We start from the raw sequence: 25,377 nt of genomic DNA, 5'->3' as shown, positions 1-25,377 counted from the left end.
GTACTGGCCTCTTCGGGGTTCGGTCAGATGGCAATCGGCGCCTTGATGCCCGGGTAGGGGTCATAGCCCTCAAAGTCGAAGTCTTCCAGTTCATACTCGAAGATACTCGCGGGTTTGCGTTTGATCACCAACGTCGGCAACGCGCGGGGCTCGCGCTTCAACTGTTCGAAGACGATGTCATCGGTCAGATGGTTCTGGTAGAGGTGACAGTCGCCGAAGGTATGCACAAACTCACCGACATCCAGGTCACACTGCTGGGCAATCATGTGCGTCAGCAAGGCGTACGAGGCAATATTAAAAGGCACGCCCAGGAACAGATCGGCGCTTCGCTGGTAAAGCTGGCAGGAGAGCTTGCCGTCCACCACGTAGAACTGAAAAAGGCAGTGACAGGGCGCCAGCGCCATTCGGCCCTCGCGAACGTTATCCTGGGGACCGATGGACTCATCCGGAAGCTCAGCGGGGTTCCAGGCGGACACGATCAGCCTGCGGGAATTCGGTTTGGTGCGAATCTGCTCGATCACTTCGCTGATCTGGTCAACCACCTCGCCATTGGGGCACTGCCAGCTGCGCCATTGTTTGCCATAGATCGGCCCGAGATCACCATTTTCCAATGCCCACTCGTTCCAGATCGAGACTTTGCGCTCCTGAAGCCAGGTGTTGTCAGTGGAGCCGCGGAGAAACCAGAGCAATTCGTAGATGATACTGCGCAGGTGGACCTTTTTGGTAGTTACCAGAGGGAAGCCCTCCTGCAGGTTGAAGCGAATCTGACGGCCAAACACCGACCGGGTTCCGACACCGGTGCGGTCTCCCTTGTCGAATCCGTTATCAACAACGTCTTGCATAAGGTCGAGATAGGCTTTCATCGGGCTTGTCTCCGGTAGGCAATAAACATCAGGGCGGCGCCGGCAACGATCATCGGGAAGGACAGTACCTGTCCCATGGTAAGCCAGTCAAAGGCAAGATAGCCCAGCTGCTGATCCGGCTGACGCACGAATTCCACCAGGAAGCGGAACACGCCGTAGCAGATGAGGAACAGACCGGAAACCGCCATGGTCGGGCGCTGCCGGGATGAGAACCACCACAGGATCACGAACAGGGCCACGCCTTCCAGGGCAAACTGGTAAAGCTGGGAGGGATGACGGGCTAGAGAATCCGGAGCCGTTTGAAACACCATACCCCAGGCAACGTCAGTGGGCTTGCCCCACAACTCGCCGTTTATAAAGTTGCCGATCCGCCCTGCGCCGAGTCCAAGGGGCACCAGCGGCGCCACGAAGTCGGCCAGGCGCCAGAATCCGCTGCCCATCTTGCGGCCATACCACCACATGGCGAACATCACGCCCAGCAAACCGCCGTGGAAAGACATGCCCCCTTCCCAGACCCGCAGCAGCCAGAGCGGGTCCGCCAGGAAGGCGTCAAAGTTGTAGAACAGGACATAGCCGAAGCGGCCGCCCAGGATGACCCCCAGGGCCAGGTAAAACAGAAGGTCGCCCATCTGCTCTTCGTTGATAGGCGACCAGGGCTTGCGGGTGCGAATGCGTCCAAGCCACCAGCCGGCTAGAAAACCGAACAGATAAGTCAGACCGTACCAGTGGATCTTGAGGGGGCCGATGGCAATTGCCACCGGATCAATCTGGGGATGCTGCAGCATCAACTACCTCTCAGCTCAGGAGAAAACGGAGACCCACCAGCAGGAGCATGATGGAGAACGTACGCTTGAGAATCTGCGGGTTCAGCCGATGGGCCAGATTGGCGCCCACCCGGGCAAAGAAAACGCTGGTGAGAATGATACCTATGAGCGCAGGCAGATAAATGAAGCCGGCGCTCAGTTCCGGCACTGCGGGATGATGCCACCCGGTCCAGATGTTACCCAGCGCACCGGACACGGCGATGGGCAGGCCACAGGCAGCAGATGTACCGACCGCCTGCTGCATCCGCACGTTACACCAGCTCAGGTAAGGCACCGTAAGGGTTCCCCCGCCGATTCCGAAAATCGCCGACCCCCAGCCGATAAAACCACCGGCGACGCCGAGGCCTGCCACCCCGGGAACGTCGCGACCCGGCTTGGGGTCAACCTGGAAAAACATTTTCAGCCCCACCAGAATGACAAAAATGCCGATGACCAGTTCGAGCGCGCGCCCGCTCATCAGGGATGCCGTCCAGGCGCCAACCAGGGCGCCGCCAATAATCCCGACCGTCATGGGCCGGAACAGATCCCAGCGCACCGCACCGTGCTTGTTATGGGAGCGAATGGAGCTGACCGAGGTGAACACGATGGTCGCGAGCGAGGTGCCTACGGCCAGATGGGGAATGATATCCGGGTCGATTCCCTGCAGACCAAAGGTGAACATCAACACGGGCACGATGATCAGCCCGCCACCAATGCCGAACAGCCCCGCCACGGTGCCTGCCAGGGCACCGAGGGCCAGATAAGAAGCTATTACGTAAAACAGAGTCATTGTTTGAGCCGCACCCGGGAAACCAAGGCTGGTATGATACACAGCGCAAGAGTCAACTTCATTAAATCCGGGAGCCCACTCCTACACCATGTGCCTGATCGCTTTCGCCGTTGGCCAGAACCCTCATTTCCCATTGGTGGTTGCCGCCAATCGGGATGAATTTTTCCGCCGCCCGACGGCCGCCATGGACTGGTGGACCACCGAATCCGGTACCCGGGTGCTTGCCGGCCGTGACCTGCTCTCCGGTGGCACCTGGCTTGCGATTAATACCGCGGGAGAGGTCAGCGCCGTGACCAACGTCCGGGAAGGGGCACCGGAAACCGGCCGTATCAGTCGTGGTGAACTGCCTTTGCGGGCACTCACTGATTCCCGGGAGCATCTTGAACGCTATCTGCTCGACACCGCCGACCAGTTTTCCGGCTTCAACCTGGTGCAGCTGACCACAGCAGACGGATGGTATTTCAGCAATCGGGATGCCCATCCGGGCCGACAAATCCACCGTGGGGTCTACGGACTGAGCAATCATCTTTTGCAGACACCCTGGCCCAAGCTTCTGCGCCTCCGGCAGGCTGCGGGAGATACCATTGCCGCCGCCGGACGGGATGCGGCAACACTGCACAACGAGCTGATTCCGCTGCTCCAGGACAGCACACCCGCGCCAGACCATATGCTGCCCGATACAGGCGTTGGCCTGGAGACGGAACGCTTTCTGTCGTCGCCATTCATCGTGGGTTCGGACTACGGCACCCGGGCAACCACCGTGGTGACCGTTTCAGACAGCGGTGAAATCGAGGTGACGGAACAGAACTGGGGTCCGGATGCCCGGACCGGTGAACGACGTCACTTCCACTGGCGGCGATAGCGATCTGGCTCTGGTATAATCCGCGAAATTCTGCCACCCGATCGGAGGGCCCCTGATGGCCGGTGAACAAGGCGCCACATCGATAGCTGATTTTGAGAAGTCTCTTGATGAACTGGAAAAGCTGGTTCGCGATCTGGAGCAGGGCGAGTTGTCCCTGGAACAGTCCCTGACGGCGTTCGAGCGGGGTGTAAAGCTGACCCGTGAATGCCAGCAGGCGTTGAAGAGCGCCGAGCAACGGGTCGAACAACTGGTCCAGAACAGCGACGGCACCCTGGAAACCCGCCCGTTCTCACCGGATGATGCTGACTGATGTCCGGAAAGAACCTGCTTGCCTCTGATTTTCTGGAAACCTGCCGGGCCCGCGTCGATGCGGAACTGGACCGGTGCATTACCCGTGATTCCGCCTCTGGCCGGCTGCAGGAAGCCATGCGCTACAGCGTGCTGGGCGGTGGCAAGCGAATCCGGCCGGCACTGTGTCTTGCAGCGGCAAAGGCAATGGGACAGACCGGTGACGAGGCCTTGATCCCGGCCTGCTCAGTGGAACTGATCCACGCCTACTCGCTGATCCACGATGACCTGCCGGCCATGGATGACGATGAATTGCGCCGCGGACGGCCCACTACCCACATTGCCTTCGACGAAGCCACCGCCATCCTTGCTGGCGATGCCCTGCAGGCACTGGCTTTTGGCTGGCTTGCCGAAGCGCCGGGACTGTCTGAGTCGGTACGCCTGATCATGGTCCGGGAACTGGCCCGGGCCAGTGGCCACGGAGGAATGGTTGGTGGCCAGGCCATCGATCTGGAGTCCGTCGGCAAAACCCTGGCCCTGGCGCAACTTGAAACCATGCACCGCCACAAGACTGGCGCCCTTATCGAAACCAGCGTGCGAATTGGCGCCCTGACGGCGCCGTCGGTCGACGAACAGGCCCTGGCTTCCCTGACCCAGTATGCCAAAGCCCTGGGCCTGGCCTTCCAGGTTCAGGATGACCTTCTGGACATCGAGGGCGATACAACGGTCATTGGCAAACCCCAGGGCTCGGATGCCGCCCGCGCCAAACCCACCTACCCCGCCCTGCTTGGCCTGGAAGGCGCCAGGGAACACCTGGCCAATCTGCTGGAACAGGCCCAGCAAAGTTTGCAGGCGTTTGGTCCCGAAGCAGACCCCCTGCGGGCAATGGCCGATTACGTGGTGGCAAGAACCCATTGAATCCCGGCGCTCCGAAGGCGCACACTGGCCGTAAATATTTTCGTAACAACTGGCCCGCTTTGTGTGAAACAGCTTCCCCTGTTCCCTTATAATGCCAGTCAGTTACTGAACGTACCGGAAAAGACCCGAGCAGATGCAGGACACTTATATTTTCAAGGAAATCCCGTCACAGCGGCCCAATACGCCGCTTCTGGACCGGATTGACGAACCGGCCCAGCTCAGAGAGCTGGCCCCGGAACAGCTGACCCGGCTGGCCCGGGAGCTCAGGGCCTTTCTGTTATGGTCAGTGGGCCAGACTGGCGGTCATTTCGGGGCCGGCCTGGGCGTGCTTGAGCTTACCGTCGCCCTTCACTACGTCTTTGATACGCCGAGCGACCGCCTGGTGTGGGACGTCGGCCATCAGGCCTACCCCCACAAGATCCTGACCGGACGGAAAGAGTCCATGGGAAGCATCCGCCGCAAAGGCGGTCTGGCCGGCTTCCCGAAACGGGCCGAAAGCGAGTACGACACCTTTGGCGTCGGCCATTCCAGCACTTCCATCAGCGCAGCGCTGGGCATGGCGATCGCAGCACGTCTGCAGCAGACCGGTCGAAAGAGCATTGCCGTTATTGGTGACGGCGCCATGACCGCCGGCATGGCGTTCGAGGCACTGAACCACGCCGGTCACCTGCACGCCGACATGCTGGTGATCCTCAACGACAATGACATGTCGATTTCCCGGAACGTTGGCGGACTGTCCAACTACTTTGCCAAACTGCTGTCCAGTCGCACCTACAATCAGGTTCGCGATAGCAGCAAGAAGGTTCTGCAGGGAGCGCCACACCTGATGGCGCTGGCCAAGAAGACCGAGGAACACTTCAAGGGCATGATTGCCCCTGGCACGCTGTTCGAGGAACTGGGGTTCAACTACATCGGCCCGATCGATGGCCACGACCTGCCCCTGCTGGTTGAAACCCTGGAGAACATCCGTGAACTTGAAGGTCCGCAGTTCCTGCATGTGGTAACGACCAAAGGCAAGGGTTTTGCCCCGGCCGAAGCCGATCCGATCGGCTATCACGCCATCAACAAGATCGAGCCGGTTCCACCCAGTAAACCCGAACCGGTCAAGCCGAAACCGAAGAAGCCCAAATATGCCAACGTCTTCGGGCAATGGCTGTGCGATTCCGCCGAACAGGATGAGCGTGTGGTGGGCATCACCCCGGCCATGTGTGAAGGCTCGGATCTGCTGGCATTCTCACAGCGCTTCCCGGAACGCTACTTCGATGTCGCCATCGCCGAACAGCACGCAGTCACGCTGGCCGCAGGGCTCGCCTGTGACGGCGCCAAGCCGGTGGTCGCCATCTACTCGACGTTCCTGCAGCGGGCTTACGATCAACTGATTCACGATGTCGCTATCCAGAACCTGGATGTGCTGTTCGCGATTGATCGCGCAGGCCTGGTCGGTGAAGACGGCCCGACCCACGCTGGCGCTTTCGACATCAGCTACCTGCGCTGCGTGCCGAACATGGTGGTGATGACACCGTCGGACGAAAACGAAACCCGCCAGATGCTCCAGACCGGCATGCTCTACGAAGGACCGGCATCGGTGCGCTACCCGCGTGGCACAGGCCCCGGTGCCGAAATTCAGCAGGAACTGACGCCGCTTGAGATTGGCAAGGGCCGCCGGATTCGCAACGGCAAAGGTGTTGCCATCCTCAACTTTGGCACCCTGCTGGCGCCTGCTCTGGAGGCCGCAGAAGCCATCGGCGCGACGGTCGCAGACATGCGTTTCGTCAAACCCCTGGATGAAGAACTGGTGCTGGAGCTGGCCGAGCAGCATGAACTGCTGGTGACCCTGGAAGAAAACGCCATTGCCGGTGGTGCAGGCAGCGCCGTGACCGAATTTCTGAACAGCCGCCTGGTTACCATGCCGGTACTTCAGCTGGGCCTGCCCGATACCTTTATGGACCACGGCAAGCACGGCGAGCTGCTGGCCGAATGTGGTCTGGACGCCGCAGGTATTGAATCGTCTATCCGCACGCGGATCGAGACCCTGCGCCACCAGAACCTGAAAGCCGTTAAATAGACGGAACACAAACCTGAGAATGCAAAAAGCCCGCGGAGTTCGCGGGCTTTTTCGTATGTGGCGACAAATCCAGCTCAGATTTCGGGATCGTCGTCCTGATGGGTCTCCAGCCAGTGGCCGAGCTTGCTCTGCTTGGTATCGAGGTAGTGTTCATTGTGGGGGTTGCGGCCCACGTGCAGAGGTACCCTTTCCGTAATGTCGATGCCGTAGGAGGAGAGCGCTTTGACCTTGCGGGGATTATTGGTCATCAGCCTCAGGCTCCTGATACCGAGATGCTCCAGCATGTCCTTGCACATGCTGTAGTCACGAAGATCGGCCGCGAAACCCAAGCGCTCATTGGCCTCTACCGTATCAGCGCCCTGATCCTGCAGATGGTAGGCGCGGATCTTGTTCAACAGGCCGATTCCCCGACCCTCCTGACGCAGATACATGAGGATACCCCGACCTTCCCGGGCAATGCTGCGCAGCGCCTCTTCCAGCTGGTAGCCGCAATCACACCGCATGCTATAGAGGGCGTCGCCGGTCAGACATTCGGAATGCGTGCGGGCCAGCATGGGTTCGTCGCTATCCAGGTCGCCCAGAGTCAGGGCAACGTGTTCCTTTCCGGTGTCCGGTTCTTCAAAGCCGTGCATATCAAATACCCCGAACGGGGTCGGCAACCGGCAGGTCTGGATGTAACGAACAGCCACAGTGTTTCCTCGTGGTTCAGTCAATCGGGCCGCGCATTCTATCACGGGCCCGCCCGCTTGGCGTAGTCTCGGCACTGTCGCTCCTCCGGAGTGGTCTTGGTAACCAACACTTACGAGCGCGGCGGTCCGCCAGATCAGGCTTTATCGGCGACCCAGTGGCCACTGCGGCCGCCTTTCTTCTCCAGCAGACGCACGGAATCAATCTCCATGCCACGATCGACCGCCTTGCACATGTCGTACAGCGTCAGTGCCGCCACGCTTGCCGCGGTTAACGCCTCCATCTCGACACCGGTCTGGCCGGAAAGTTTGCAGCGGGTCAGAATATGTACAGATGCCCCGTCGTCGCCCGGAGTCAGTTCAACTTTCACAGACGTCAGGTTCAGCGCATGACACAAGGGAATCAGATCATGGGTTTTCTTTGCGGCCATGATACCGGCGATGCGGGCAACAGCCAGGACATCCCCTTTGGGATGCTCACCCTCAATAATCATGTTCAGGGTTTCCGGCGCCATGCGGATGGTAGCTTCAGCGCGGGCCTCGCGTTCGGTGGCCGCCTTGTCGGTCACGTCCACCATGCGGGCTTCGCCCTTGTCGTCGAGATGGGTCAGTTTACTCACGGTCTCTCCCGGAATCGGTTGTGCAAGATGGTGAAAAATGCAGGAACGACAGCATAACAGACATGGCCACGGCGTCGCTGACAAGTGTCAGCTTTGCGGCCACCAGAAGCGGATACCGGCGATGCCCTGACCGCCCCGCTGGCGAGCCTCGCGGAGATCGCCGGGCGACAAACCGCCCAGGGCAAATACCGGAAGCACCGCTTCCGACACCAGGTCGGCAAAGACCGACCATCCCAGGGTCGGCGCACCCGGATGGCTTTCTGTCGGCTGGACTGGCCCCAGGGTCACGTAGTCCGCTCCGATAGCCGTCGCATGATCGATCTCCTGCCTGTCATGGCAGGAAACCCCCAGCCAGACATCTTCCGGAACCGGTCTCGCCGAGAGCTTGGCCGCCTCGCGCCAGGGCAGGTGCAGCCCATGGGCGCCGGGTATGGCGCGGAATACCTCCGGTCCACCGTGCACAATCAGTGTAGCTCCGGTCTTTTCACAAACCGGCAACGCGTTCGCCGCCAACTCCCGATAGGCCAGCGGACTCAACGCCGGAGCCCGGAGCAGTACCAGCGGTGGTCGAGCGGCGCTCAGCCCCTCCTGAAGGTGCGCAAGGGCTGGCTCCAGGCCATTCTCGGAACCGGTGATTGCCAACTGCCGGGGTAGACGCAGAGCGCGAATGATCGGCCGGTTGGCGGCGGGGAAATCCTCATCCCGAAGCTGCTCCGGGGTCAGCCATTCCACGGGCTGCCCCTCACATCCCCTTGCTTCGCCCTCGGCAGCGCTGGTTTCCCAGACGTCCAGGAAAACCCGCTTGTCGCCATAATCGTGCCGAATACCGATAACAGGCTCCAGGGAACCCGCCGGCACGTGAAGACCGGTTTCCTCGGCAATTTCGCGCACAAGCGCCGCCTGAACCGTCTCGCCAGGCTCCACCTTGCCACCGGGAAACTCCAGTAAGCCCCCCTGGTGGACGTGGTCTGGCCGTCGGGCGATCAGCACCCGGCCATCACGGACGATGACCGCCACAGCAACGTGAACCTCTTTGACCGGCGTCTCTCTGGCAGACATGCTCAGGTACGATACTCGGCGTTGATAGTCACGTAATCGTGGGAGAAATCACAGGTCCACACGGTTTCCCGAACATCACCCCGCTTGAGGTCGATGGCAATGGTGATCTCTTCCCGGTCCATCACGGCCTGCCCGCGGGCTTCCGAGTAATCCTCGGCCCGGCCACCGTTGCGGACCAGGCAGACATCGCCCAGATAGATTTCAAGGGCATTGAGGTCCAGTCCTTCGACACCGGCGCGACCAACCGCCGCCAGAATCCGGCCCCAATTGGGGTCCGAGGCGAACAGTGCGGTCTTGACCAACGGCGAATGCGCCACGGTATAGGCAACGTCCAGAGCCTCCTGCTGACCGGCCGCTCCGCTGACGTCGATGGTGACAAACTTGGTTGCTCCTTCGCCGTCGCGGACAATGGCGTGGGCCAGTTCCAGATAGATTGCCTGCAAGGCCTCCCGCAGCTTCGGCAGCGCCGCGCTGGAGGCCGTAATCTCTGGGCCGGAATACTGGCCGCTGGCCATCAGCATGCAGGCGTCATTGGTAGAGGTGTCGCCATCGATAGTGATGCGGTTGAAGGACTTCTCCCCCAATTCCGAGGCAAGTGTCTGCAACAGTTCCGGCGCAATCCGGGCATCGGTGGCAATAAAACCGAGCATCGTCGCCATGTTGGGACGAATCATGCCCGCACCCTTGCTGATGCCCGAGATGGTTACCGTGTGACCATCCAGCCCAACCTGACAGGAAGCGCCCTTGGGGCGGGTGTCCGTGGTCATGATACCACTGGCAGCTTCAGTCCAGCGATTCTCGGCAGTGTTCGCCAAAGCCTCCGGAAGCGCGCCAACGATCTTCTGGACCGGCAACGGCTCGCCAATCACCCCCGTGGAAAACGGCAGAATTTCGGCTTCCGTGACGCCCGCCTGCTTTGCCAGGGCCTGGCAACAGGCCATAGCATCCCGCATACCTTGCTCACCAGTACCGGCGTTGGCATTGCCCGTGTTGATCAAGAGGTACCGGGGCGAGGTCTCGGCCAGATGCCGGCGGCTGAGGGTAACCGGTGCTGCACAGAACTGGTTTTTCGTGAAGATACCGGCAACCCGGCTTTCCGGGGCCAGCTCGAAAACAACCACGTCCTTACGTCCCGGCTTCTTTATACCGGCACTGGCTATGCCGACCTTGATTCCGGCTACCGGATAAAACTCAGGTAAGGTTCCCGGACCTACCGCCATTCTGCCACTCCTCTTGTCTGGGGGTGCGTTCGAGGTAACACACGACCCGCTGAAAACGAAAAAACCCGCATCCCACCAGTTGTGGCTGGCAGAGTGCGGGTTCCGATGGTGCAGTCAGTGCTCTGAATCAGCTGACCTTGCCATGACACTGCTTGTACTTCTTGCCGGACCCGCAGGGGCAGGGTTCGTTTCGACCCACCTTGCGCTCCTGTCGAACGAAGGTTTCCGGAGTCGACTGCCGGGCTTCGTCAGCCTCACCCTCACCCTGGCTCTGGGCCGTGGCGCTGGTTTCGTCATGGCGCAGACGGGCCTTTGCAAGCTCTTCTTCCAGCTCCTGTTTGCGACGGCGCTCGACTTCTTCCATCTCTTCACGGCTCTGGACACGCACGTGGCAGAGTACCCGGGTAACATCCCGCTTCATGGTATCAAGCATGGTTTCAAACAGGTTGAACGCCTCGCGTTTGTACTCCTGCTTGGGGTTCTTCTGGGCATAACCCCGCAGATGGATACCACGGCGCAGATGGTCCATGTTGGAAAGATGCTCTTTCCAGAGGGTATCGAGCACCTGCAGGAACACCTGCTTCTCGAACTTGCGCATGGCCTCGGAACCGGCAATCTCTTCCTTGGCCTGGTAGGCAGCCACGATCTCGTCGAGAATCTTCTGGCGCAGGTTTTCTTCGTACAGCTTGTTGTCTTCTTCCAGCCACTTCTGAACCGGCAGATCAATCGCCATCTCCGACTGGAGCTGTGCTTCCAGCCCGGCGACGTCCCATTGTTCCGGCATACTCTGGGGCGGAATGTATTCACTGATCAGCGAGTCGACAACGTCTTCCCGAATGGTCGTCACCATGTCCGAAATGTCGTCGGAAGACATGACTTCGTTGCGCTGGTCGTAGATAACCGTGCGCTGGTCGTTGGCCACGTCATCGTATTCCAGCAGGGTCTTACGCATGTCGAAGTTGCGACCTTCCACCTTGCGCTGGGATTTCTCGATCGCGTTGGTCACCATCCGGTGCTCGATGGCCTCCCCTTTCTTCATGCCCATAGCCTGCATCAGGCTCTTGACCCGGTCGGGGGCAAAGATGCGCATGAGATTGTCTTCCAGAGACAGGAAGAACCTTGAGGAGCCAGGATCACCCTGACGCCCGGCACGACCGCGAAGCTGGTTGTCAATTCGACGGGATTCGTGACGCTCGGTACCAATGATGTGCAGACCGCCGGCCTCTAGCACCTGATTGTGACGCTCGGTCCACTCGGCCTTGGCCCGGGCAATTTCCTCTTCGGAGGGATTGTCCATGGCGGCAACTTCGTGTTCCCAGTTACCGCCCAGCACGATATCAGTACCACGGCCGGCCATGTTGGTGGCGATGGTGACCGCCCCGGGGCGGCCCGCCTGGGCAATGATATGGGCTTCGGATTCGTGCTGCTTGGCGTTCAGGATCTTGTGTTCGATCCGCGCCTTCTTGAGCAGCATGGAGAGCAGTTCGGAGGCCTCGATGGAGGCGGTACCGACGAGGATCGGACGTCCTTCGGCAGTGACATCCTTGATCTCGTCAATAATGGCGTGGAATTTCTCTTCCTGGGTCAGGTAGACCAAGTCGTTGTAATCGGTCCGCTGGATCGGCTTGTTGGGAGGAATGACCACCACATCGAGGCCGTAGATCTGGCGAAACTCGAAGGCTTCGGTATCTGCCGTACCGGTCATGCCGGCCAGCTTGTCGTACAGCCGGAAATAATTCTGGAAGGTGGTGGATGCCAGCGTCTGGCTTTCGGCCTGAATCTTGACGCCCTCTTTGGCCTCAACGGCCTGGTGCAGACCTTCACTCCAGCGACGACCCGGCATGGTACGACCGGTATGCTCGTCGACGATGACCACCTGGCCGCCCTGGACGATATAATCCACGTCTTTCTGGAACAGGTGGTGGGCCCGCAATGCTGAGTGCACATGGTGCAACAGGCTGAGGTTGGCGGCGGAATAGAGACTCTCACCTTCCTTCAGAAGGCCACGCTCAAGCAGCAGCTCTTCAACCTTCTCGTGACCGCTTTCTGTCAGCTCGACCTGGCGGGATTTCTCATCGATGGTGAAATCACCGGTCGGCTCTCCTTCCTCAGGCACCTCGCCCTTCTCGAGGTTGGGGATCAGTTCATTGATGGCCTGGTACAGCTTTGAACTGTCCTCGGCTGCCCCGGAGATAATCAGCGGCGTTCTGGCTTCGTCGATCAGGATAGAGTCCACCTCGTCCACGATCGCATAGTTCAGCCCGCGCTGGACCTTGTCTTCGGTACTGAACGCCATGTTGTCGCGCAGGTAGTCGAAGCCGAATTCGTTGTTGGTACCGTAGGTAATATCGGCCTGGTAGGCTGCCCGCTTTTCCTCCGCTGGCTGGCCCGAGGCCACGACACCCACCTGCATGCCCAGGAACCGATAGAGCTTGCCCATCCAGTCGGCATCACGACGGGCCAGGTAATCGTTCACGGTAACCACGTGGACACCCTTGCCGGACAACGCGTTGAGGTACACGGAAGCGGTAGCAACCAGCGTCTTGCCCTCACCGGTCTTCATTTCCGCGATTCGGCCTTCGTGCAGGGTGATACCACCGATCAGCTGGACGTCGTAATGACGCATGCCCATAACCCGGCGGCCCGCTTCACGCACGGTTGCGAAGGCTTCCGCAAGAAGCGCATCCAGGGATTCGCCTTCGTCGATCCGACGACGGAACTCCGCGGTCTTGCCCTGCAACTCGGAGTCGGACAGATTGCCATATTGCTCTTCAAGCTCGTTAATGCGCATGACAGTCTTGCGCATTCTCTTGATTTCTCTGGCGTTTTTACTGCCGAACATCTTGGTTGCAAGCTTTGTGAACATAGACCACTGCTTCTTTGATTAAACGGAGGAAGCCGGCATTCTAACCTTATTTTGTAACAGGACAAAAGGTAGGTCTCACACAGGCGCAATAAGTCGCTGATGAGGCACCGGATTCACGGATAAAAACTGGCCGGAGGCCGACTGGCGGGAAAGTGCTGACAACGGCTTGCGGACCGGAACCGGATTAGCGGCTCGCCCGCTTGATATAGGTTTCCGGGTTTTCAGACTTGCCATTCCGGATGACTTCAAAGTGCACGTGAGGCCCGGTGGAACGCCCTGTGCTGCCCATCAGCGCGACTACCTGGCCTTTCTGGACAACATCGCCCACCTTCACCTTGATAGTCTTGCAGTGGGCATAGCGGGTTATCAGACCATCACCATGGTCGACTTCCACGAGGTTACCGTAGCCATAGCGCTCTCCGGCATAGGTAACGACACCGCCGGCGACCGAAATAATGTCGCTGCCATCCTTGCCGGCCAGATCAACACCGGCATGCCAGGTCCGCTTGCCGGTAAACGGATCGGACCGGTAACCGTACTTCGAAGACAGCCAGCCCCAGGTGATCGGGCGGCCTTCCAGGTACAGCTCATCTTCGAGCCGCTTGCTGGAGGCCAGCTGATCGAGCAACCGCAGTTGCTGCTCGCGGTCTTCGATTCGCCATTCCATTTCCTCAATCATCCGGGTCAGCTCAGGTGCGGAGAATGAATCCCCGGACAAGGCATCTTCTGGCCCGCCGACTGCAGCCGGCTGATCGAAGTTGAATTCGTCACTGGCCACCAGGCCGGATTCCACAAACCGCTGGCCCAGCGCATCCAGCCGCAGGAGACGGCCCTGGATCTCGCCGAGACGAAGAGTCAGCGCATCCACCTGTTGCTGGACGTTCTCCTCGATACTGGCCAGTTCTGCCTTCTGGTCTGCCAGCTTCTGCTTCCACTCGGCGACCAGCTCGGAGTTGGTGGGCTCTCTGGCCTCTACCTGCTGCACAGCCATTTGATACCCTGCCCAGCCGGCCGCGACCAGCAGGGAGAGTACGAGGAACAGCAAGCCGGCAGCAAGCGTGCTGTTAATCGACAGCACACGGGACTTTCCGTGGCGTTTGCCAACGAGAATAATGTTCATATCATCATCTGGTTTCATCGTTGAGCCGCAACCGCATCCTGTAGTGTTGCGCCCCGGAAAAATCCGAAGGGGGTCTGCCATCCTTTGGCAACAGCTACATACTGAAAAAATTGCAGCGCCCGGTAGACATACTCATTTCTCACAATGTAAAACGAGTGTAATACAGGCACTACGCATAAACCGTGCCGAAGTGTAACCAATCGTAAACGCAGCCGTCGAGTAAAAACGCCGCCATGAAACGCAAAAGCGAGCAAAAAATGACCTTCGACAAGCTTGGCAGAACCCCGGTACTGAAGGATCTTGTGGCAAAGGCCGAGCTCCATCGACATGCGGAAGGAGAAGTCCTGGCCGCCCTGCCGAGTGAGCTGGTCAACGGGACACGCTTTGTCAGCTGCAAAGACGGAGAGCTGGTCCTGACCACGGAAACCGCGGGTAAAGCCAGTCAGATCCGGTTCCGCCAGCACGAAATCATGGAAAAGCTGCGAGAGAACGAACTGTTCCGGTTCGTCTGGAAACTGAAGGTCAAGGTTGCACCGCCCAGATTTCGGGAAAAACCGGTGTTCAAAAAAGAACCCTTGAGCAAAGAAAATGCCCGGCTCCTCAAAGAGGAGGCCGGGCACACGAAGGATAAAGCATTACGCGAGGTTCTCGAAAAACTCGCTAGCCACGTCCGGGATTAAAGCGTCCTGCTTCAGCCCGCCGCCAGCACAGGCTTCATATAGGAAATCGGGGCAGTGGCCTCGTCATCAAAGGTAACCACTTCCCAGGCATCCTCTTCTGCCCTGAGCTTGCGCAACAGCTTATTGTTCAGATCGTGGCCGGATTTGATCCCCCGGAACTCACCAATCAGGCTGTTGCCCAACTGATAGAGATCGCCGATGGCATCAAGCAGCTTGTGCTTCACAAATTCGTCGTCATAGCGCAGACCGTCTTCGTTGAGGATCTTGTAGTCATCAACAACGATGGCGTTGTCCACACTGCCGCCGAGAGCAAGGTTCATGGCACGCAATTTTTCGATGTCACGCATGAACCCGAAAGTCCGCGCGCGACTCACTTCCTTGACAAAGGAGGTGCTGGAAAAATCGACGGTTGCTGTCTGGGCGCGGCCCTTGAACACGGGGTGATCAAAGTCGATACCGAAGCTCACCTTGAAGCCTTCGAAAGGCAGCAGGGTGGCCTTCTTGTCGCCTTCCTCAACCGTTACCTCACGCTTGATGCGGATGAAACGCTTGGCTGCATCCTGCTCGGCAATGCCGGCGGACTGCAGAAGGAACACAAAAGGACCGGCAGAGCCGTCCATGATGGGCACTTCCGCGGCACTTAGTTCGACGAAACAGTTATCAATCCCGAGACCAGCCATGGCCGAGAGCAAATGCTCCACAGTCGCCACACGGACACCGTTTTTTACCAGCGTCGTGGACAGCATGGTCTCACCTACATTCTCCGCGCAGGCACGAATCTCAACCATCGGGTCAAGATCGGTACGGCGGAAGATGATACCGGAGTCCACCGGGGCAGGCTTGAGGGTCAGGTAGACCTTCTCACCCGAGTGCAAGCCAACACCGGTGGCACGGATGGTGTTTTTAAGTGTCCGTTGTCTGATCATCGGTACATAATTCCGTCACAAAAAGGCGATATTCTAGGCAAAAATCTGCCCGGAGAATATCAGAAAATAAGACTGAATACCATTTAACCAATCCGTTGTTGCTGAATGTTCATCCAGCATCCAACTCATGGCAATCAGTGCACGTATTTACCGGATACCGGGTTCCATGTTTCGCACAAGAACCACAACCGGATCACAATTGCACCAGATTATCAGTCAGCCTGGCGACGGAGGAATGCGGGAATATCGAGATAGTCGACACCCTGCTCCTCGCTATCCTTGCTCTGGTCGATAGCCACGTTTCCATGGGAAACGGCCCGGCGACGCAGAACAGCGGGACGATCCAGCTGGTTGTAATCGGTTTTTCCATCCAGAGTGCGGGTATTGTCCACCACCTTGGTCGGCTTCTCACGATCACCACCCAGGCCGGTCGCAACAACCGTTACCTTCAGTTCGTCGGTCATTTCCGGATCAATAACGGTACCGACAACAACGGTGGCAGAGTCAGAAGCAAACTCACGCACAATGTCGCCAACCTCGGAGAATTCGCCCAGGTTGAGATCCATGCCCGCGGTAATGTTGACCAGAATACCCTTGGCACCCTGCAGGTTGATGTCTTCGAGCAGCGGGCTGCGAACGGCCGCTTCGGCGGCTTCCCGCGCACGATTTTCACCCGTGGCACGGGCGGTGCCCATCATCGCCATACCCATTTCGGACATGACCGTCTTCACGTCGGCGAAGTCGACGTTGATCATACCGTTGCGGGTAATCAGATCAGCGATGCCCTGAACTGCGCCCAGAAGCACATCGTTAGCTGCGGCAAATGCGTCCAGCAGGCTGGTTTTCTTGCCCATGACCGCCAGCAGCTTTTCATTGGGAATGGTAATCAGGGAGTCGACGCTTTCTTCCAGCTCTTTCAGACCGGATTCAGCAACGCTCATGCGCTTGCCGCCTTCGAACATGAAAGGCTTGGTTACCACGGCAACGGTCAGGATGCCCAGTTCGCGGGCTACTTCCGCTACGATCGGCGCGGCACCGGTACCGGTACCACCGCCCATGCCCGCGGTAATGAAGACCATATCCGCGCCCTTGATGGCTTCGGCGATACGATCGCGGTCTTCCAGGGCAGACTGTCGACCGACTTCTGGATTGGCGCCGGCACCCAGCCCCTTGGTGATGTTGCCACCGAGCTGGATGATCTGACGCGCGTCCATATCGGTCAGCGCCTGGGCGTCCGTGTTGGCGCAGATGAATTCCACACCTTCGATGTCGCTGTTAAGCATATGGCGAACGGCGTTGCCGCCACCACCGCCTACACCGACGACTTTAATGACAGCGTTTTGCTGGACATTATCGACGAGTTCAAACATTTCCCCTACTCCTTCGTGCTGTTTTCAGCCCTTGTTCCGGGCTGTTTGTTCGAGATTGTGTTTTCGAGATACCTTCGTGTACTACCCGCCCGGCCCCGTCAGAAATGACCGGTAAACCAGGCTTTCATGCGCTCAAACAGCGAGGGTGCATCTTCACCCTTGAGCACCGGTGCCCGCCCCAGATCCATCTGGCGGAAACCATGAATCAACAACCCAACGCCAGTGGCGTAGATCGGATTGTTGACTACCTCCGTCATGCCGGAAACCGCCTGCGGACAGGCCAGCCTTACCGGCATGTGGAAGATCTCTTCGGCCAGTTCCACCACGCCTTCCATGGTGGAGGAACCGCCGGTTATCACGATGCCTGCCGGAATGAGGTCTTCAAATCCGGACCGGCGCAACTCTGACTGAACCAGGGTGAACAGCTCCTCGTAGCGCGGTTCCACCACCTCGGCCAGGGCCTGCCTGGAAAGGTCCCGTGGCGCGCGATCGCCAACACTGGGCACCTTGATGGTTTCATCCGCACCGGCCAGCTGGGTCAGTGCACAGGCATACTTGATCTTGATTTCTTCGGCATTCTGGGTCGGTGTGCGCAGCGCCATGGCAATGTCGTTGGTCACCTGGTCGCCGGCGATCGGAATCACCGCCGTGTGTCTGATAGCACCGCCGGTAAACACGGCGATATCCGTGGTGCCACCCCCGATATCCACCACGCAGACACCCAGCTCTTTCTCATCCTCGGTGAGAATGGCGTGGCTGGATGCCAGCTGCTCCAGGATGATGTCATCCACTTCAAGCCCGCAGCGCTTCACGCATTTCTCTATGTTCTGGGCGGCATTGACCGCGCAGGTCACCAGATGAACCTTTGCTTCCAGGCGCACACCGGACATGCCCATGGGTTCCTTGATGCCTTCCTGGCTGTCGATCACGAACTCCTGGGGCAGAATATGGAGAATCTTCTGGTCTGCAGGAATCGCAACCGCCTGGGCGGCGTCAATGACCCGGTCGATGTCGGCCTGGGTGACCTCACGGTCACGGATTGCAACAATGCCGTGGGAATTCAGGCTCTTGATGTGGCTGCCGGCAATACCCGCATACACCGAGTGAATGCGGCACCCGGCCATCAATTCCGCCTCTTCCACCGCGCGCTGAATTGCCTGGACGGTGGTTTCAATATTCACCACCACTCCACGCTTGAGGCCCCGGGAAGGATGGGAACCAATGCCCACCACTTCGATGGTGCCGTCCATCTTGCGCTTGCCGACAATCGCAACCACCTTCGAGGTTCCGATATCGAGGCCGACAATCATGTTTTCCGTTTCAACCGATGACATGTGTTCCACCAAACCGTAGGTCTGAATTAAGCGTTGCTATGATTTTGGGCTGGAGGCTGTCTCGACAGCCTTCCACTTGACCGCCACACCGTTGGTGTAGCGGGCATCTACCCGACTGACTTCGTCCGACCTTGCTGCCAGTCGGTTTTCATAAACCGTGATAAACCGATCAAACCGTTGCGCCACCTGATCGCGGCCAAGCACCACCTCAATGCCGTTGGCCAGCTGCAGGGTCCACGCACCCCGGTGTTCCAGCGTCAGGCCTGAAAATCCAAGCCCCCGGGCGACCAGCTTGTCGCTCATGTCCCGCGCCATATCGATCACATCCCGCACCCTTTCATCCGGCCCTGCGAGTCGTGGCAACCGACCCGCAACTTCGGGATTCGCCGGCGCGAACAGCTCACCGGTGCGGCTTACGAGACGTCCATCGGTCCAGTAAGCCAGGGGTTTCTTCTCCCTGATATCGATCACCAGGCGATCCGGCCATACCCGACGCACCGCCGCGGACTCAACCCAGGGCCGACGCTCCAGGCTGTCTTTGATTTCCGAAAGATCCGTGGCGAAATAGCTCTTGCCAATCCAGTCGCCAGCGGCGCGCTCAATGGCGACCCGGCTATCGCCCACAAATTCTCCTTTCACATCGACGGCAAGGATCTGCTGATCCATAGCACCCAACACCTTGCCAGTGCCCCAGGGCACCAGTGCAGCCAACAGCACAATCACCGCGCCCATGCCCACCTGGAGCCAGGGTACAGCTGCCAGCACACCCTTCAACACGCCAAACCGGTCCCGCTCGGGACCGAGGGACGTTGCCCCCCGGCGTCGCGGGGGCTCGGACGGAGTCGCCCGGCTCCGGATCAGCAGTGTTTCAAGCATTGGCGTCCTCCAGACTGTCTTTCAGTATCCGGACCACCAGCTCTTCGAAGCTGATACCTGCGGCCTTCGCAGCCATGGGCACAAGACTGTGGTCGGTCATACCGGGCACGGTATTGACCTCCAGCAGCCAGAACTTGCCGTCGCTGTCCTGCATGATGTCGACCCGGCCCCAGGTCCGACAGCCAACAACCCGGAAGGCCTCCAGTGCCAGATGCTGAAGACGGACTTCGTCTTCAGGCGCCAGACCACAGGGAATGCGATACCGGGTATCGTCTGCCAGGTACTTGGCCTCGTAATCGTAAAAAACGTGCTCGGTGCTTGCGCTCAGGCCAATGGCCGGAAGTGCCCGATCCTGCAACAGGCTGACGGTGAATTCCGGCCCTTCGATCCACTCCTCCACCAGCACCAGGTTGTCCAGCGCGGCGGCGGCTTCGTAGGCGTGAGCCAGTTCGGCCGCCGTGTGTACCTTGCGGATGCCGATGCTGGAGCCTTCCCGGGAAGGTTTCACACTCAAGGGCGCCCGCAGTTCATCAATGATCTGTTCGGCCTGATCTGCTCCGGACATGGTGCGGAACTTCGGCGTTGGCAGGCCACAGCCTTCGAACACGTACTTGGTTCTCAGCTTGTCCATGGCCAGTGCCGAGGCCAGCACATCGCTGCCGGTGTAGGGAATACCGGCCTGCGAGAGGATGGCCTGCAAGGTACCGTCCTCGCCTCCACGACCGTGCAGCGCAATGAACACCCGGTCAAAATCAGGGTTGTCGACGGTTCTCAGCAGGCAACCGCGGACGTCCACGGCAAACGCATCCACGCCGGCTGACACCAGCGCCGCCAGTACCGCCTTGCCACTTTTCAGGGACACCTCCCGTTCAGCGGAATCTCCACCCATGAACACGGCCACCCGACCGAGCGACCGAACGAGCTCCGGGTCGGCCTGATAAGCCTGTGGTTCCCCATGATGCATGTCACTCACCAGCTATCACTCCCGCGGCTGCCAGCCGCGCTGCCACGCCGCCAATATCGCCGGCGCCCTGGGTTATCAGCAGATCACCGTCCTGCAGCACATTGGCCAGCAGGGACTCGATTTCCAGGTTGTCCTCAACAAATACCGGTTCCACCTGCCCGCGCTGGCGAATACTGCGACACAGGGCCCGACCATCGGCCCCCGGAATCGCCGGTTCGCCGGCGGAATACACGTCCATTAAAAGCAGGCCGTCCACTTCCGAAAGCACCCGGACAAAGTCTTCATAAAGGTCGCGGGTCCGCGTAAAGCGGTGCGGCTGGTAAAGCATGACCAGACGCCGGTCGGGCCAGGCATCATGTGCAGCCCGGATAACAGCCTCTACCTCCGTCGGGTGGTGACCGTAATCGTCCACCAGGGTGACCGTGCCCTTGGGGGTCTGGTAATCGCCGTAAACCTGGAACCGGCGGCCGACACCGGCAAATCCGGCCAGCCCGCGGCAGATCGCATCATCGGCGACGCCTTCGTCTGTGGCCACGGCTATGGCCGCCAGCGCGTTCAGCACGTTATGACGGCCCGGCATTTTCAGCTCGACCGTAAGGTCGCTGCGCCCGGCCGGACGCTTCACCACAAAGTGGGTCCGCAAACCGTCGGAATTGATGCTCTCGGCCCGGTAATCCGCCTCCGGGTTGTCAATTCCGTAGGTGATGATGGCCCGGGATATCCGGGGGATGATCTCCTGAACGTAACCGTCATCGACGCACATCACCGCAACACCGTAAAACGGCAGGTTGTGCAGAAAGTCCACAAAGGTCTGCTTCAGCTTCTCGACATCGCCGCCATAGGTATCCATATGGTCCGCTTCGATGTTGGTCACCACTGAAATCACCGGCGTCAGATGCAGGAAGGACGCATCACTTTCGTCGGCCTCCGCCACCAGATAGCGGGAACCGCCCAACTGAGCGTTAGTGCCGGCGCTGTTCAGCTTGCCGCCAATCACGAAAGTCGGGTCCAGGCCCGCCTCACCCAGAATGGATGCAATCAGGCTGGTGGTTGTGGTCTTGCCATGGGTTCCAGCAACGGCGATGCCGTGGCGATAGCGCATGATTTCCGCCAGCATTTCTGCCCTGGGTACAATCGGCACCCGACGACTGCGGGCCGCCACGACTTCCGGGTTTTCCGCAGATACCGCTGAAGACACCACAACCACATCGGCACTGGCGCTGTTCTCTTCCCGGTGACCGATCTGCACTTCTACGCCCATACCCTTGAGACGATCGGTAACCGCCCCTTCTTTCAGATCCGATCCGGAAACGTCGTAGCCCTGATTCTTGAGAACCTCGGCGATGCCGCTCATCCCCGCACCACCAATCCCCACAAAGTGGATGTGACGGATCCGGCGCATTTCAGGCACCTGATAGACCAGGGGCGGATTATTTGCATCAGCCATTGGCGGCCTCCAGACAGTAATTCACGACTCTCTCCGTTGCATCAGGGCGGGCCAATGTTCGGGCGGCCTTCGCCATTTCGTTTACCCGGTCACGATTCCGGGCCAGATCACCCAGGGTTTCCGCAAGCACCGCCGGGGTCATTTTTGCCTGTGGAATCAGAATGGCTGCCTTCGCCGACACCATTTGTTGCCCGTTTTTCGTCTGGTGATCATCCACGGCGTGGGGAAACGGCACCAGCACAGCGCCGATACCCGCGGCGCACAATTCCGAAACGGTCAACGCGCCTGCCCGGCACAGCACCAGGTCGGCCCACTGATAGGCCTCGGCCATGTCCTTGATGAACGGCTCAACGGCCGCCGCCACGCCATGCTCCTCATAGGCCTGCTTCGCCGCCTCGGCATGGCGCTCACCACACTGGTGGCGGACCACGGGCCGATCACCTTCCGGCAACATGGCCAGCGCCTCGGGGAGCTGCTCATTAAAGACCTGCGCGCCGAGACTGCCGCCGATCACCAGCAGCCTGAGAGCACCTTCACGGTCCGCCAGGCGCTTTTCCGGAACGGGCAAGGAGGCAAGGTCTTCCCGCACCGGATTGCCGGTACAGCGGGTAACCACTTTCGGCCCGAAGCTACCCGGAAAAGCCTCGAGCACGGTTTCTGCAAACCTGACCAGGATGCGGTTGGTCATTCCGGCGATCGCGTTCTGTTCATGAATCACCAGCGGCGTACGGTTCAGCCAGGCGGCAACACCACCGGGCCCGGTAACAAATCCGCCCATGCCTACAACGCAATCCGGGCGAATCCGGCGCAGGATGGTGAAGGCTTCACCCAGCGCCCGCATCAGCCGGAACGGCGCCAGCAAGAGAGCGAGCTTACCCTTGCCCCGCAAACCGGAAATATGAATCAGTGACAGCGGGATATCGGTTTCGCCGATCAGTCTCTGTTCCATTCCGCCACTGGCTCCGAGCCAGTACACCTGGTGACCACGAGCCTCAAGCGCCCGAGCCGTTGCCAGGGCCGGGAACACGTGCCCGCCGGTACCGCCGGCCATCATCAGGAAGCGACGCTGTTCAGTCATACACCGCACCTCCCCGCGCCTTCGGACCGGTTTTCTCTCGGGCCAGCTTTTCCTGATCCAGGCGCTCCATTTCCACACGGGCAAGAACGCCAATGCAGATACAGGTAATCATCAGACTGGATCCACCGTAGCTCACCAGCGGCAGAGTCAGCCCCTTGGTTGGCAGAAGCCCGGTGCTGACCGCCATGTTGATGCCTGCCTGCAGGCCAATCAGCAGGGTCAGCCCATAGGCAAAACACGCGCCGAACGGCATGTCCGCCTTCTCGGCCCGGCGGGCAATGACGAATCCGGTCACCACCAGCAGGGTGAACAGACTGAGTACCAGCAAGGATCCCAGGAGACCGAATTCCTCGGCGATAATGGCGAAGATAAAGTCGGTGTGGGCCTCCGGCAGATAGAACAGCTTCTGGATGGAGTTACCCAGGCCGACACCACCCCAGTCTCCGCGACCGAAGGCAATCAGGGACTGGGTCAACTGGTAACCGCTGTCGAACTGGTCTTTCCAGGGATCGAGATAGCTGACAACCCGTTTCAGACGGTAAGGCTGGGTAACGATCAGAATGGCACCCAGAACCACCAGCGTGCCGATCAGGGGCACGAACCGGCTCAGCCGGACACCGCTCAGGAAAATCATCCCCGCCGCTGCCGTCACCAACACCACGGTGGCACCGAAGTCCGGCTGAATCACCAGCAGAACCGATGCCAAACCGAGAACGACCAACGGCTTCAGGAAACCAAGCCAGGTATTGAGCAGTTCATCCCGGCGACGGACCACGTAGCCGGCCAAGTAGGCAATCAGGCAGAGTTTCGCCACTTCCGAGACCTGGACGTTGAACAGGCCGAACGGAATCCAGCGGGTGGAGCCGTTCACGGTACGGCCCAGGGGCGTCAACACCAGAACCAGGACCAACAGACCGATGCCCAGCAGCAGCCAGCCGCTGCGCTCCCACCAGGCCACCGGCACGTTCACCGCTACCAGGGCCAGCAGACAACCAAGACCGGCAAACATCAGCTGACGGATCACATAGTGGTAGCTGTTACCCATGGTTTCGGCAGCCATATCCATGGACGCCGAGGAAATCATGACCACACCCATCACCAGCAATGCCACGGAGCTGATCACCAACATCGGCAGGGGCTGTATCTCGCCCAGCCACGGGTTCCGGTTCTGGAGTGGAAGATCTGCGTGCATCACAGGGCCTCCACCAGAGAACGGAACTGGTCACCGCGATCAAGATAGTCGCGGAACATGTCAAAGCTGGCGCATGCCGGCGAGAGCAACACCCGGTCTCCGGGCATGGCCAGTTCGGCAGAGCGGGAAACCGCCTCGGCAAGGCTACCTACCCGGTGCACGGGAATACCGCTGCCCAGCACATCGGCGATGGCCGGCGCATCACGTCCGATCAGCAGCACGGCCCGGCAATGCAGGGCAATGGGCGCTTCCAGGGCGGTAAAATCAGCCCCTTTGCCATCACCACCGGCAATCAGCACCACTTTGCCTTTGTCCGGGGCGAGGCTTTCAATAGCGGCTACCGTGGCGCCGACATTGGTTCCCTTGGAATCGTTGATGAAGTCCACATCGTTCAGCCGGCGCACGAATTCACAGCGATGCGGCAGCCCCGGAAATTCCCGCGCTACCCTGAGCATCACATCCATGGGCAGCCCGGCGGCATGGCCCAGTGCCAGAGCAGCCATCACGTTGCTGATGTTGTGATGCCCCATCAGCTTCAACTCGCTGGCCAGCAAGAGGTTATCGAACCCGAAGGTAATCCAGGTGCCCTGGTCATCGTCTCGGGTGCTGAACGTCTCGGGATTCACCCGATGGAAGCCGAAACACAGGAACCTCAGGTTGTCCCTTGCCATGGGGGTGCTCAGGGCATCGTCCAGATTGACAATGGCGTTCTTGCAACCCCGGAATATCCGCTGCTTGGCCTGGAAATACGCCATCTTGTTGGGGTAACGGTCCATGTGGTCGTCACTGAGGTTGAGCACCGTTGCCGCAAGGGCGTTCAGCTCGTCCGTGGTCTCAAGCTGGAAACTCGAAAGCTCGAGCACATACAGGTCTGCGCCCTGGCCAAGAAGATCAAGGGCCGGGGTACCGATATTGCCGCCAACGGCGACGTTCCGGCCCGCCGCTTTGGCCATCTCACCCACCAGTGTGGTGACGGTGGTTTTGCCATTGGAGCCAGTGATCGCGACGATCGGCGCATCGGCAGCCTCGGCGAACAGATCAATGTCACCCCGGATTCTTGCTCCCTGGCGGGCGGCAGCTGCAATGGCTGGTTCGGCAATGCTGATTCCCGGGCTGACCACCAGTTCGTTGAAACCGGCAAACAGCTCTGCGTCAAAGGTCCCGAGGTGTACCGGAATATCCGGCCAACCGGCCTTCAGCTGATCAAGACCCGGAGGAGCCGTGCGGCTATCGGCCACAGCAACGTCCCGCCCCTGTTCGGACAGGTAGCGCACGCAGGAAAGCCCGGTTTTACCGAGCCCTACGACCAGTGTGCGACGATCCGAAACAATGACACTCATAGTTGCAGCG

The 25,377-nt window shown here is 59.6% G+C and carries 23 protein-coding genes; 5 read left to right on the top strand and 18 right to left on the bottom strand.

Annotated elements, in window-relative coordinates:
• Positions 1 to 23: 23 nt before the first annotated feature.
• Genes HP15_RS02925 through HP15_RS02915 form a run of 3 tightly spaced genes read right to left on the bottom strand, consistent with a single transcriptional unit; the run spans position 24 to position 2,456 of the window.
• Positions 24 to 863, bottom strand: a complete 840-nt coding sequence (locus tag HP15_RS02925; protein WP_014576119.1) for a thymidylate synthase — start codon at positions 861 to 863, stop codon at positions 24 to 26.
• Positions 860 to 1,648 carry a prolipoprotein diacylglyceryl transferase gene (lgt, locus tag HP15_RS02920; protein WP_014576118.1) on the bottom strand — a complete coding sequence of 263 codons (789 nt, stop codon included), beginning with the start codon at positions 1,646 to 1,648 and terminating at the stop codon, positions 860 to 862. The genes HP15_RS02925 and lgt overlap by 4 nt, the downstream gene beginning before the upstream one ends.
• Before the next feature lie 10 nt (positions 1,649 to 1,658).
• Entirely contained in the window at positions 1,659 to 2,456 is a 798-nt protein-coding gene (locus tag HP15_RS02915; protein ID WP_041646103.1) for a sulfite exporter TauE/SafE family protein, read from the bottom strand.
• Positions 2,457 to 2,544: 88 nt separating this feature from the next.
• Here HP15_RS02915 and HP15_RS02910 point away from each other — a divergent pair, with 88 nt between their 5' ends.
• The 4 genes from HP15_RS02910 to dxs all read left to right on the top strand — a co-directional run bounded on the left by HP15_RS02910 (position 2,545) and on the right by dxs (position 6,589).
• Positions 2,545 to 3,318 (top strand): NRDE family protein, encoded by a 774-nt coding sequence (locus tag HP15_RS02910; protein WP_014576116.1) that lies wholly within the window; start codon positions 2,545 to 2,547, stop codon positions 3,316 to 3,318.
• Between the two features lie 55 nt (positions 3,319 to 3,373).
• Positions 3,374 to 3,628 (top strand): exodeoxyribonuclease VII small subunit, encoded by a 255-nt coding sequence (locus HP15_RS02905; RefSeq protein ID WP_008176478.1) that lies wholly within the window; start codon positions 3,374 to 3,376, stop codon positions 3,626 to 3,628.
• Positions 3,628 to 4,524 (top strand): (2E,6E)-farnesyl diphosphate synthase, encoded by an 897-nt coding sequence (gene ispA / locus HP15_RS02900; protein WP_014576115.1) that lies wholly within the window; start codon positions 3,628 to 3,630, stop codon positions 4,522 to 4,524. Before HP15_RS02905 ends, ispA begins: the two co-directional genes overlap by 1 nt.
• A gap of 133 nt (positions 4,525 to 4,657) precedes the next feature.
• Entirely contained in the window at positions 4,658 to 6,589 is a 1,932-nt protein-coding gene (dxs, locus tag HP15_RS02895; RefSeq protein ID WP_014576114.1) for a 1-deoxy-D-xylulose-5-phosphate synthase, read from the top strand.
• A gap of 74 nt (positions 6,590 to 6,663) precedes the next feature.
• On the opposite strand, the gene ribA is transcribed toward dxs, so the two are convergent.
• From ribA to HP15_RS02865, 6 genes are all read right to left on the bottom strand, one after another.
• Positions 6,664 to 7,278 carry a GTP cyclohydrolase II gene (ribA, locus tag HP15_RS02890; protein ID WP_008176485.1) on the bottom strand — a complete coding sequence of 205 codons (615 nt, stop codon included), beginning with the start codon at positions 7,276 to 7,278 and terminating at the stop codon, positions 6,664 to 6,666.
• A gap of 134 nt (positions 7,279 to 7,412) precedes the next feature.
• On the bottom strand, positions 7,413 to 7,895 hold the full coding sequence (gene moaC, locus HP15_RS02885; protein WP_008176486.1) for a cyclic pyranopterin monophosphate synthase MoaC: 483 nt from the start codon (positions 7,893 to 7,895) through the stop codon (positions 7,413 to 7,415).
• 87 nt (positions 7,896 to 7,982) lie between these two features.
• Positions 7,983 to 8,954, bottom strand: coding sequence for a Nudix family hydrolase (locus HP15_RS02880; protein ID WP_014576113.1), 972 nt, complete (start codon positions 8,952 to 8,954; stop codon positions 7,983 to 7,985).
• Between the two features lie 2 nt (positions 8,955 to 8,956).
• Complete coding sequence (argJ, locus tag HP15_RS02875; protein WP_014576112.1) at positions 8,957 to 10,174, bottom strand: bifunctional glutamate N-acetyltransferase/amino-acid acetyltransferase ArgJ; 1,218 nt, start codon at positions 10,172 to 10,174, stop codon at positions 8,957 to 8,959.
• A gap of 127 nt (positions 10,175 to 10,301) precedes the next feature.
• Positions 10,302 to 13,040 carry a preprotein translocase subunit SecA gene (gene secA, locus HP15_RS02870; RefSeq protein WP_008176491.1) on the bottom strand — a complete coding sequence of 913 codons (2,739 nt, stop codon included), beginning with the start codon at positions 13,038 to 13,040 and terminating at the stop codon, positions 10,302 to 10,304.
• 184 nt (positions 13,041 to 13,224) lie between these two features.
• Positions 13,225 to 14,178 carry a M23 family metallopeptidase gene (locus HP15_RS02865; protein ID WP_014576111.1) on the bottom strand — a complete coding sequence of 318 codons (954 nt, stop codon included), beginning with the start codon at positions 14,176 to 14,178 and terminating at the stop codon, positions 13,225 to 13,227.
• 215 nt (positions 14,179 to 14,393) lie between these two features.
• Between HP15_RS02865 and HP15_RS02860 the strand changes: the two genes are divergently transcribed.
• A complete protein-coding gene (locus HP15_RS02860; protein WP_014576109.1) occupies positions 14,394 to 14,840 on the top strand; it encodes a DUF721 domain-containing protein in 447 nt (148 codons plus the stop codon).
• Positions 14,841 to 14,851: 11 nt separating this feature from the next.
• On the opposite strand, the gene lpxC is transcribed toward HP15_RS02860, so the two are convergent.
• From lpxC to murD, 9 genes are all read right to left on the bottom strand, one after another.
• On the bottom strand, positions 14,852 to 15,766 hold the full coding sequence (gene lpxC, locus HP15_RS02855) for a UDP-3-O-acyl-N-acetylglucosamine deacetylase (RefSeq protein WP_008176497.1): 915 nt from the start codon (positions 15,764 to 15,766) through the stop codon (positions 14,852 to 14,854).
• 212 nt (positions 15,767 to 15,978) lie between these two features.
• Entirely contained in the window at positions 15,979 to 17,136 is a 1,158-nt protein-coding gene (gene ftsZ, locus HP15_RS02850; RefSeq protein ID WP_008176500.1) for a cell division protein FtsZ, read from the bottom strand.
• Between the two features lie 98 nt (positions 17,137 to 17,234).
• Positions 17,235 to 18,470, bottom strand: a complete 1,236-nt coding sequence (ftsA, locus tag HP15_RS02845) for a cell division protein FtsA (RefSeq protein ID WP_008176504.1) — start codon at positions 18,468 to 18,470, stop codon at positions 17,235 to 17,237.
• Positions 18,471 to 18,506: 36 nt separating this feature from the next.
• Positions 18,507 to 19,346, bottom strand: coding sequence for a cell division protein FtsQ/DivIB (locus HP15_RS02840; protein WP_008176507.1), 840 nt, complete (start codon positions 19,344 to 19,346; stop codon positions 18,507 to 18,509).
• Positions 19,339 to 20,310: a D-alanine--D-alanine ligase gene (locus HP15_RS02835; protein ID WP_014576105.1), complete on the bottom strand. Its 972-nt coding sequence runs from the start codon at positions 20,308 to 20,310 to the stop codon at positions 19,339 to 19,341. Before HP15_RS02835 ends, HP15_RS02840 begins: the two co-directional genes overlap by 8 nt.
• 1 nt (position 20,311) lies before the next feature.
• Positions 20,312 to 21,757: a UDP-N-acetylmuramate--L-alanine ligase gene (gene murC, locus HP15_RS02830; RefSeq protein ID WP_008176511.1), complete on the bottom strand. Its 1,446-nt coding sequence runs from the start codon at positions 21,755 to 21,757 to the stop codon at positions 20,312 to 20,314.
• Positions 21,750 to 22,835 (bottom strand): undecaprenyldiphospho-muramoylpentapeptide beta-N-acetylglucosaminyltransferase, encoded by a 1,086-nt coding sequence (gene murG / locus HP15_RS02825; protein ID WP_014576104.1) that lies wholly within the window; start codon positions 22,833 to 22,835, stop codon positions 21,750 to 21,752. The genes murC and murG overlap by 8 nt, the downstream gene beginning before the upstream one ends.
• Positions 22,828 to 24,027 (bottom strand): putative lipid II flippase FtsW, encoded by a 1,200-nt coding sequence (gene ftsW / locus HP15_RS02820; protein ID WP_014576103.1) that lies wholly within the window; start codon positions 24,025 to 24,027, stop codon positions 22,828 to 22,830. The genes murG and ftsW overlap by 8 nt, the downstream gene beginning before the upstream one ends.
• Positions 24,027 to 25,367 carry a UDP-N-acetylmuramoyl-L-alanine--D-glutamate ligase gene (murD, locus tag HP15_RS02815; RefSeq protein ID WP_014576102.1) on the bottom strand — a complete coding sequence of 447 codons (1,341 nt, stop codon included), beginning with the start codon at positions 25,365 to 25,367 and terminating at the stop codon, positions 24,027 to 24,029. The genes ftsW and murD overlap by 1 nt, the downstream gene beginning before the upstream one ends.
• Between the last annotated feature and the right edge of the window lie 10 nt (positions 25,368 to 25,377).

This window comes from Marinobacter adhaerens HP15, assembly GCF_000166295.1.
GTDB lineage: Bacteria > Pseudomonadota > Gammaproteobacteria > Pseudomonadales > Oleiphilaceae > Marinobacter > Marinobacter adhaerens.
The sequence above is the reverse complement of the archived record's forward strand: the minus strand, read 5'-3'. Positions and strand labels throughout refer to the sequence as shown.

Bases quoted from the DNA above. Each gene is read 5' to 3' on its own strand.
- HP15_RS02925 (WP_014576119.1), bottom strand. From the start codon at position 863: ATGAAAGCCTATCTCGACCTTATGCAAGACGTTGTTGATAACGGATTC.
- lgt (WP_014576118.1), bottom strand. From the start codon at position 1,648: ATGCTGCAGCATCCCCAGATTGATCCGGTGGCAATTGCCATCGGCCCC.
- HP15_RS02915 (WP_041646103.1), bottom strand. From the start codon at position 2,456: ATGACTCTGTTTTACGTAATAGCTTCTTATCTGGCCCTCGGTGCCCTG.
- HP15_RS02910 (WP_014576116.1), top strand. From the start codon at position 2,545: ATGTGCCTGATCGCTTTCGCCGTTGGCCAGAACCCTCATTTCCCATTG.
- HP15_RS02905 (WP_008176478.1), top strand. From the start codon at position 3,374: ATGGCCGGTGAACAAGGCGCCACATCGATAGCTGATTTTGAGAAGTCT.
- ispA (WP_014576115.1), top strand. From the start codon at position 3,628: ATGTCCGGAAAGAACCTGCTTGCCTCTGATTTTCTGGAAACCTGCCGG.
- dxs (WP_014576114.1), top strand. From the start codon at position 4,658: ATGCAGGACACTTATATTTTCAAGGAAATCCCGTCACAGCGGCCCAAT.
- HP15_RS02880 (WP_014576113.1), bottom strand. From the start codon at position 8,954: ATGTCTGCCAGAGAGACGCCGGTCAAAGAGGTTCACGTTGCTGTGGCG.
- argJ (WP_014576112.1), bottom strand. From the start codon at position 10,174: ATGGCGGTAGGTCCGGGAACCTTACCTGAGTTTTATCCGGTAGCCGGA.
- secA (WP_008176491.1), bottom strand. From the start codon at position 13,040: ATGTTCACAAAGCTTGCAACCAAGATGTTCGGCAGTAAAAACGCCAGA.
- HP15_RS02865 (WP_014576111.1), bottom strand. From the start codon at position 14,178: ATGAAACCAGATGATGATATGAACATTATTCTCGTTGGCAAACGCCAC.
- HP15_RS02860 (WP_014576109.1), top strand. From the start codon at position 14,394: ATGAAACGCAAAAGCGAGCAAAAAATGACCTTCGACAAGCTTGGCAGA.
- lpxC (WP_008176497.1), bottom strand. From the start codon at position 15,766: ATGATCAGACAACGGACACTTAAAAACACCATCCGTGCCACCGGTGTT.
- ftsZ (WP_008176500.1), bottom strand. From the start codon at position 17,136: ATGTTTGAACTCGTCGATAATGTCCAGCAAAACGCTGTCATTAAAGTC.
- ftsA (WP_008176504.1), bottom strand. From the start codon at position 18,470: ATGTCATCGGTTGAAACGGAAAACATGATTGTCGGCCTCGATATCGGA.
- HP15_RS02840 (WP_008176507.1), bottom strand. From the start codon at position 19,346: ATGCTTGAAACACTGCTGATCCGGAGCCGGGCGACTCCGTCCGAGCCC.
- HP15_RS02835 (WP_014576105.1), bottom strand. From the start codon at position 20,310: ATGCATCATGGGGAACCACAGGCTTATCAGGCCGACCCGGAGCTCGTT.
- murC (WP_008176511.1), bottom strand. From the start codon at position 21,757: ATGGCTGATGCAAATAATCCGCCCCTGGTCTATCAGGTGCCTGAAATG.
- murG (WP_014576104.1), bottom strand. From the start codon at position 22,835: ATGACTGAACAGCGTCGCTTCCTGATGATGGCCGGCGGTACCGGCGGG.
- ftsW (WP_014576103.1), bottom strand. From the start codon at position 24,027: ATGCACGCAGATCTTCCACTCCAGAACCGGAACCCGTGGCTGGGCGAG.
- murD (WP_014576102.1), bottom strand. From the start codon at position 25,367: ATGAGTGTCATTGTTTCGGATCGTCGCACACTGGTCGTAGGGCTCGGT.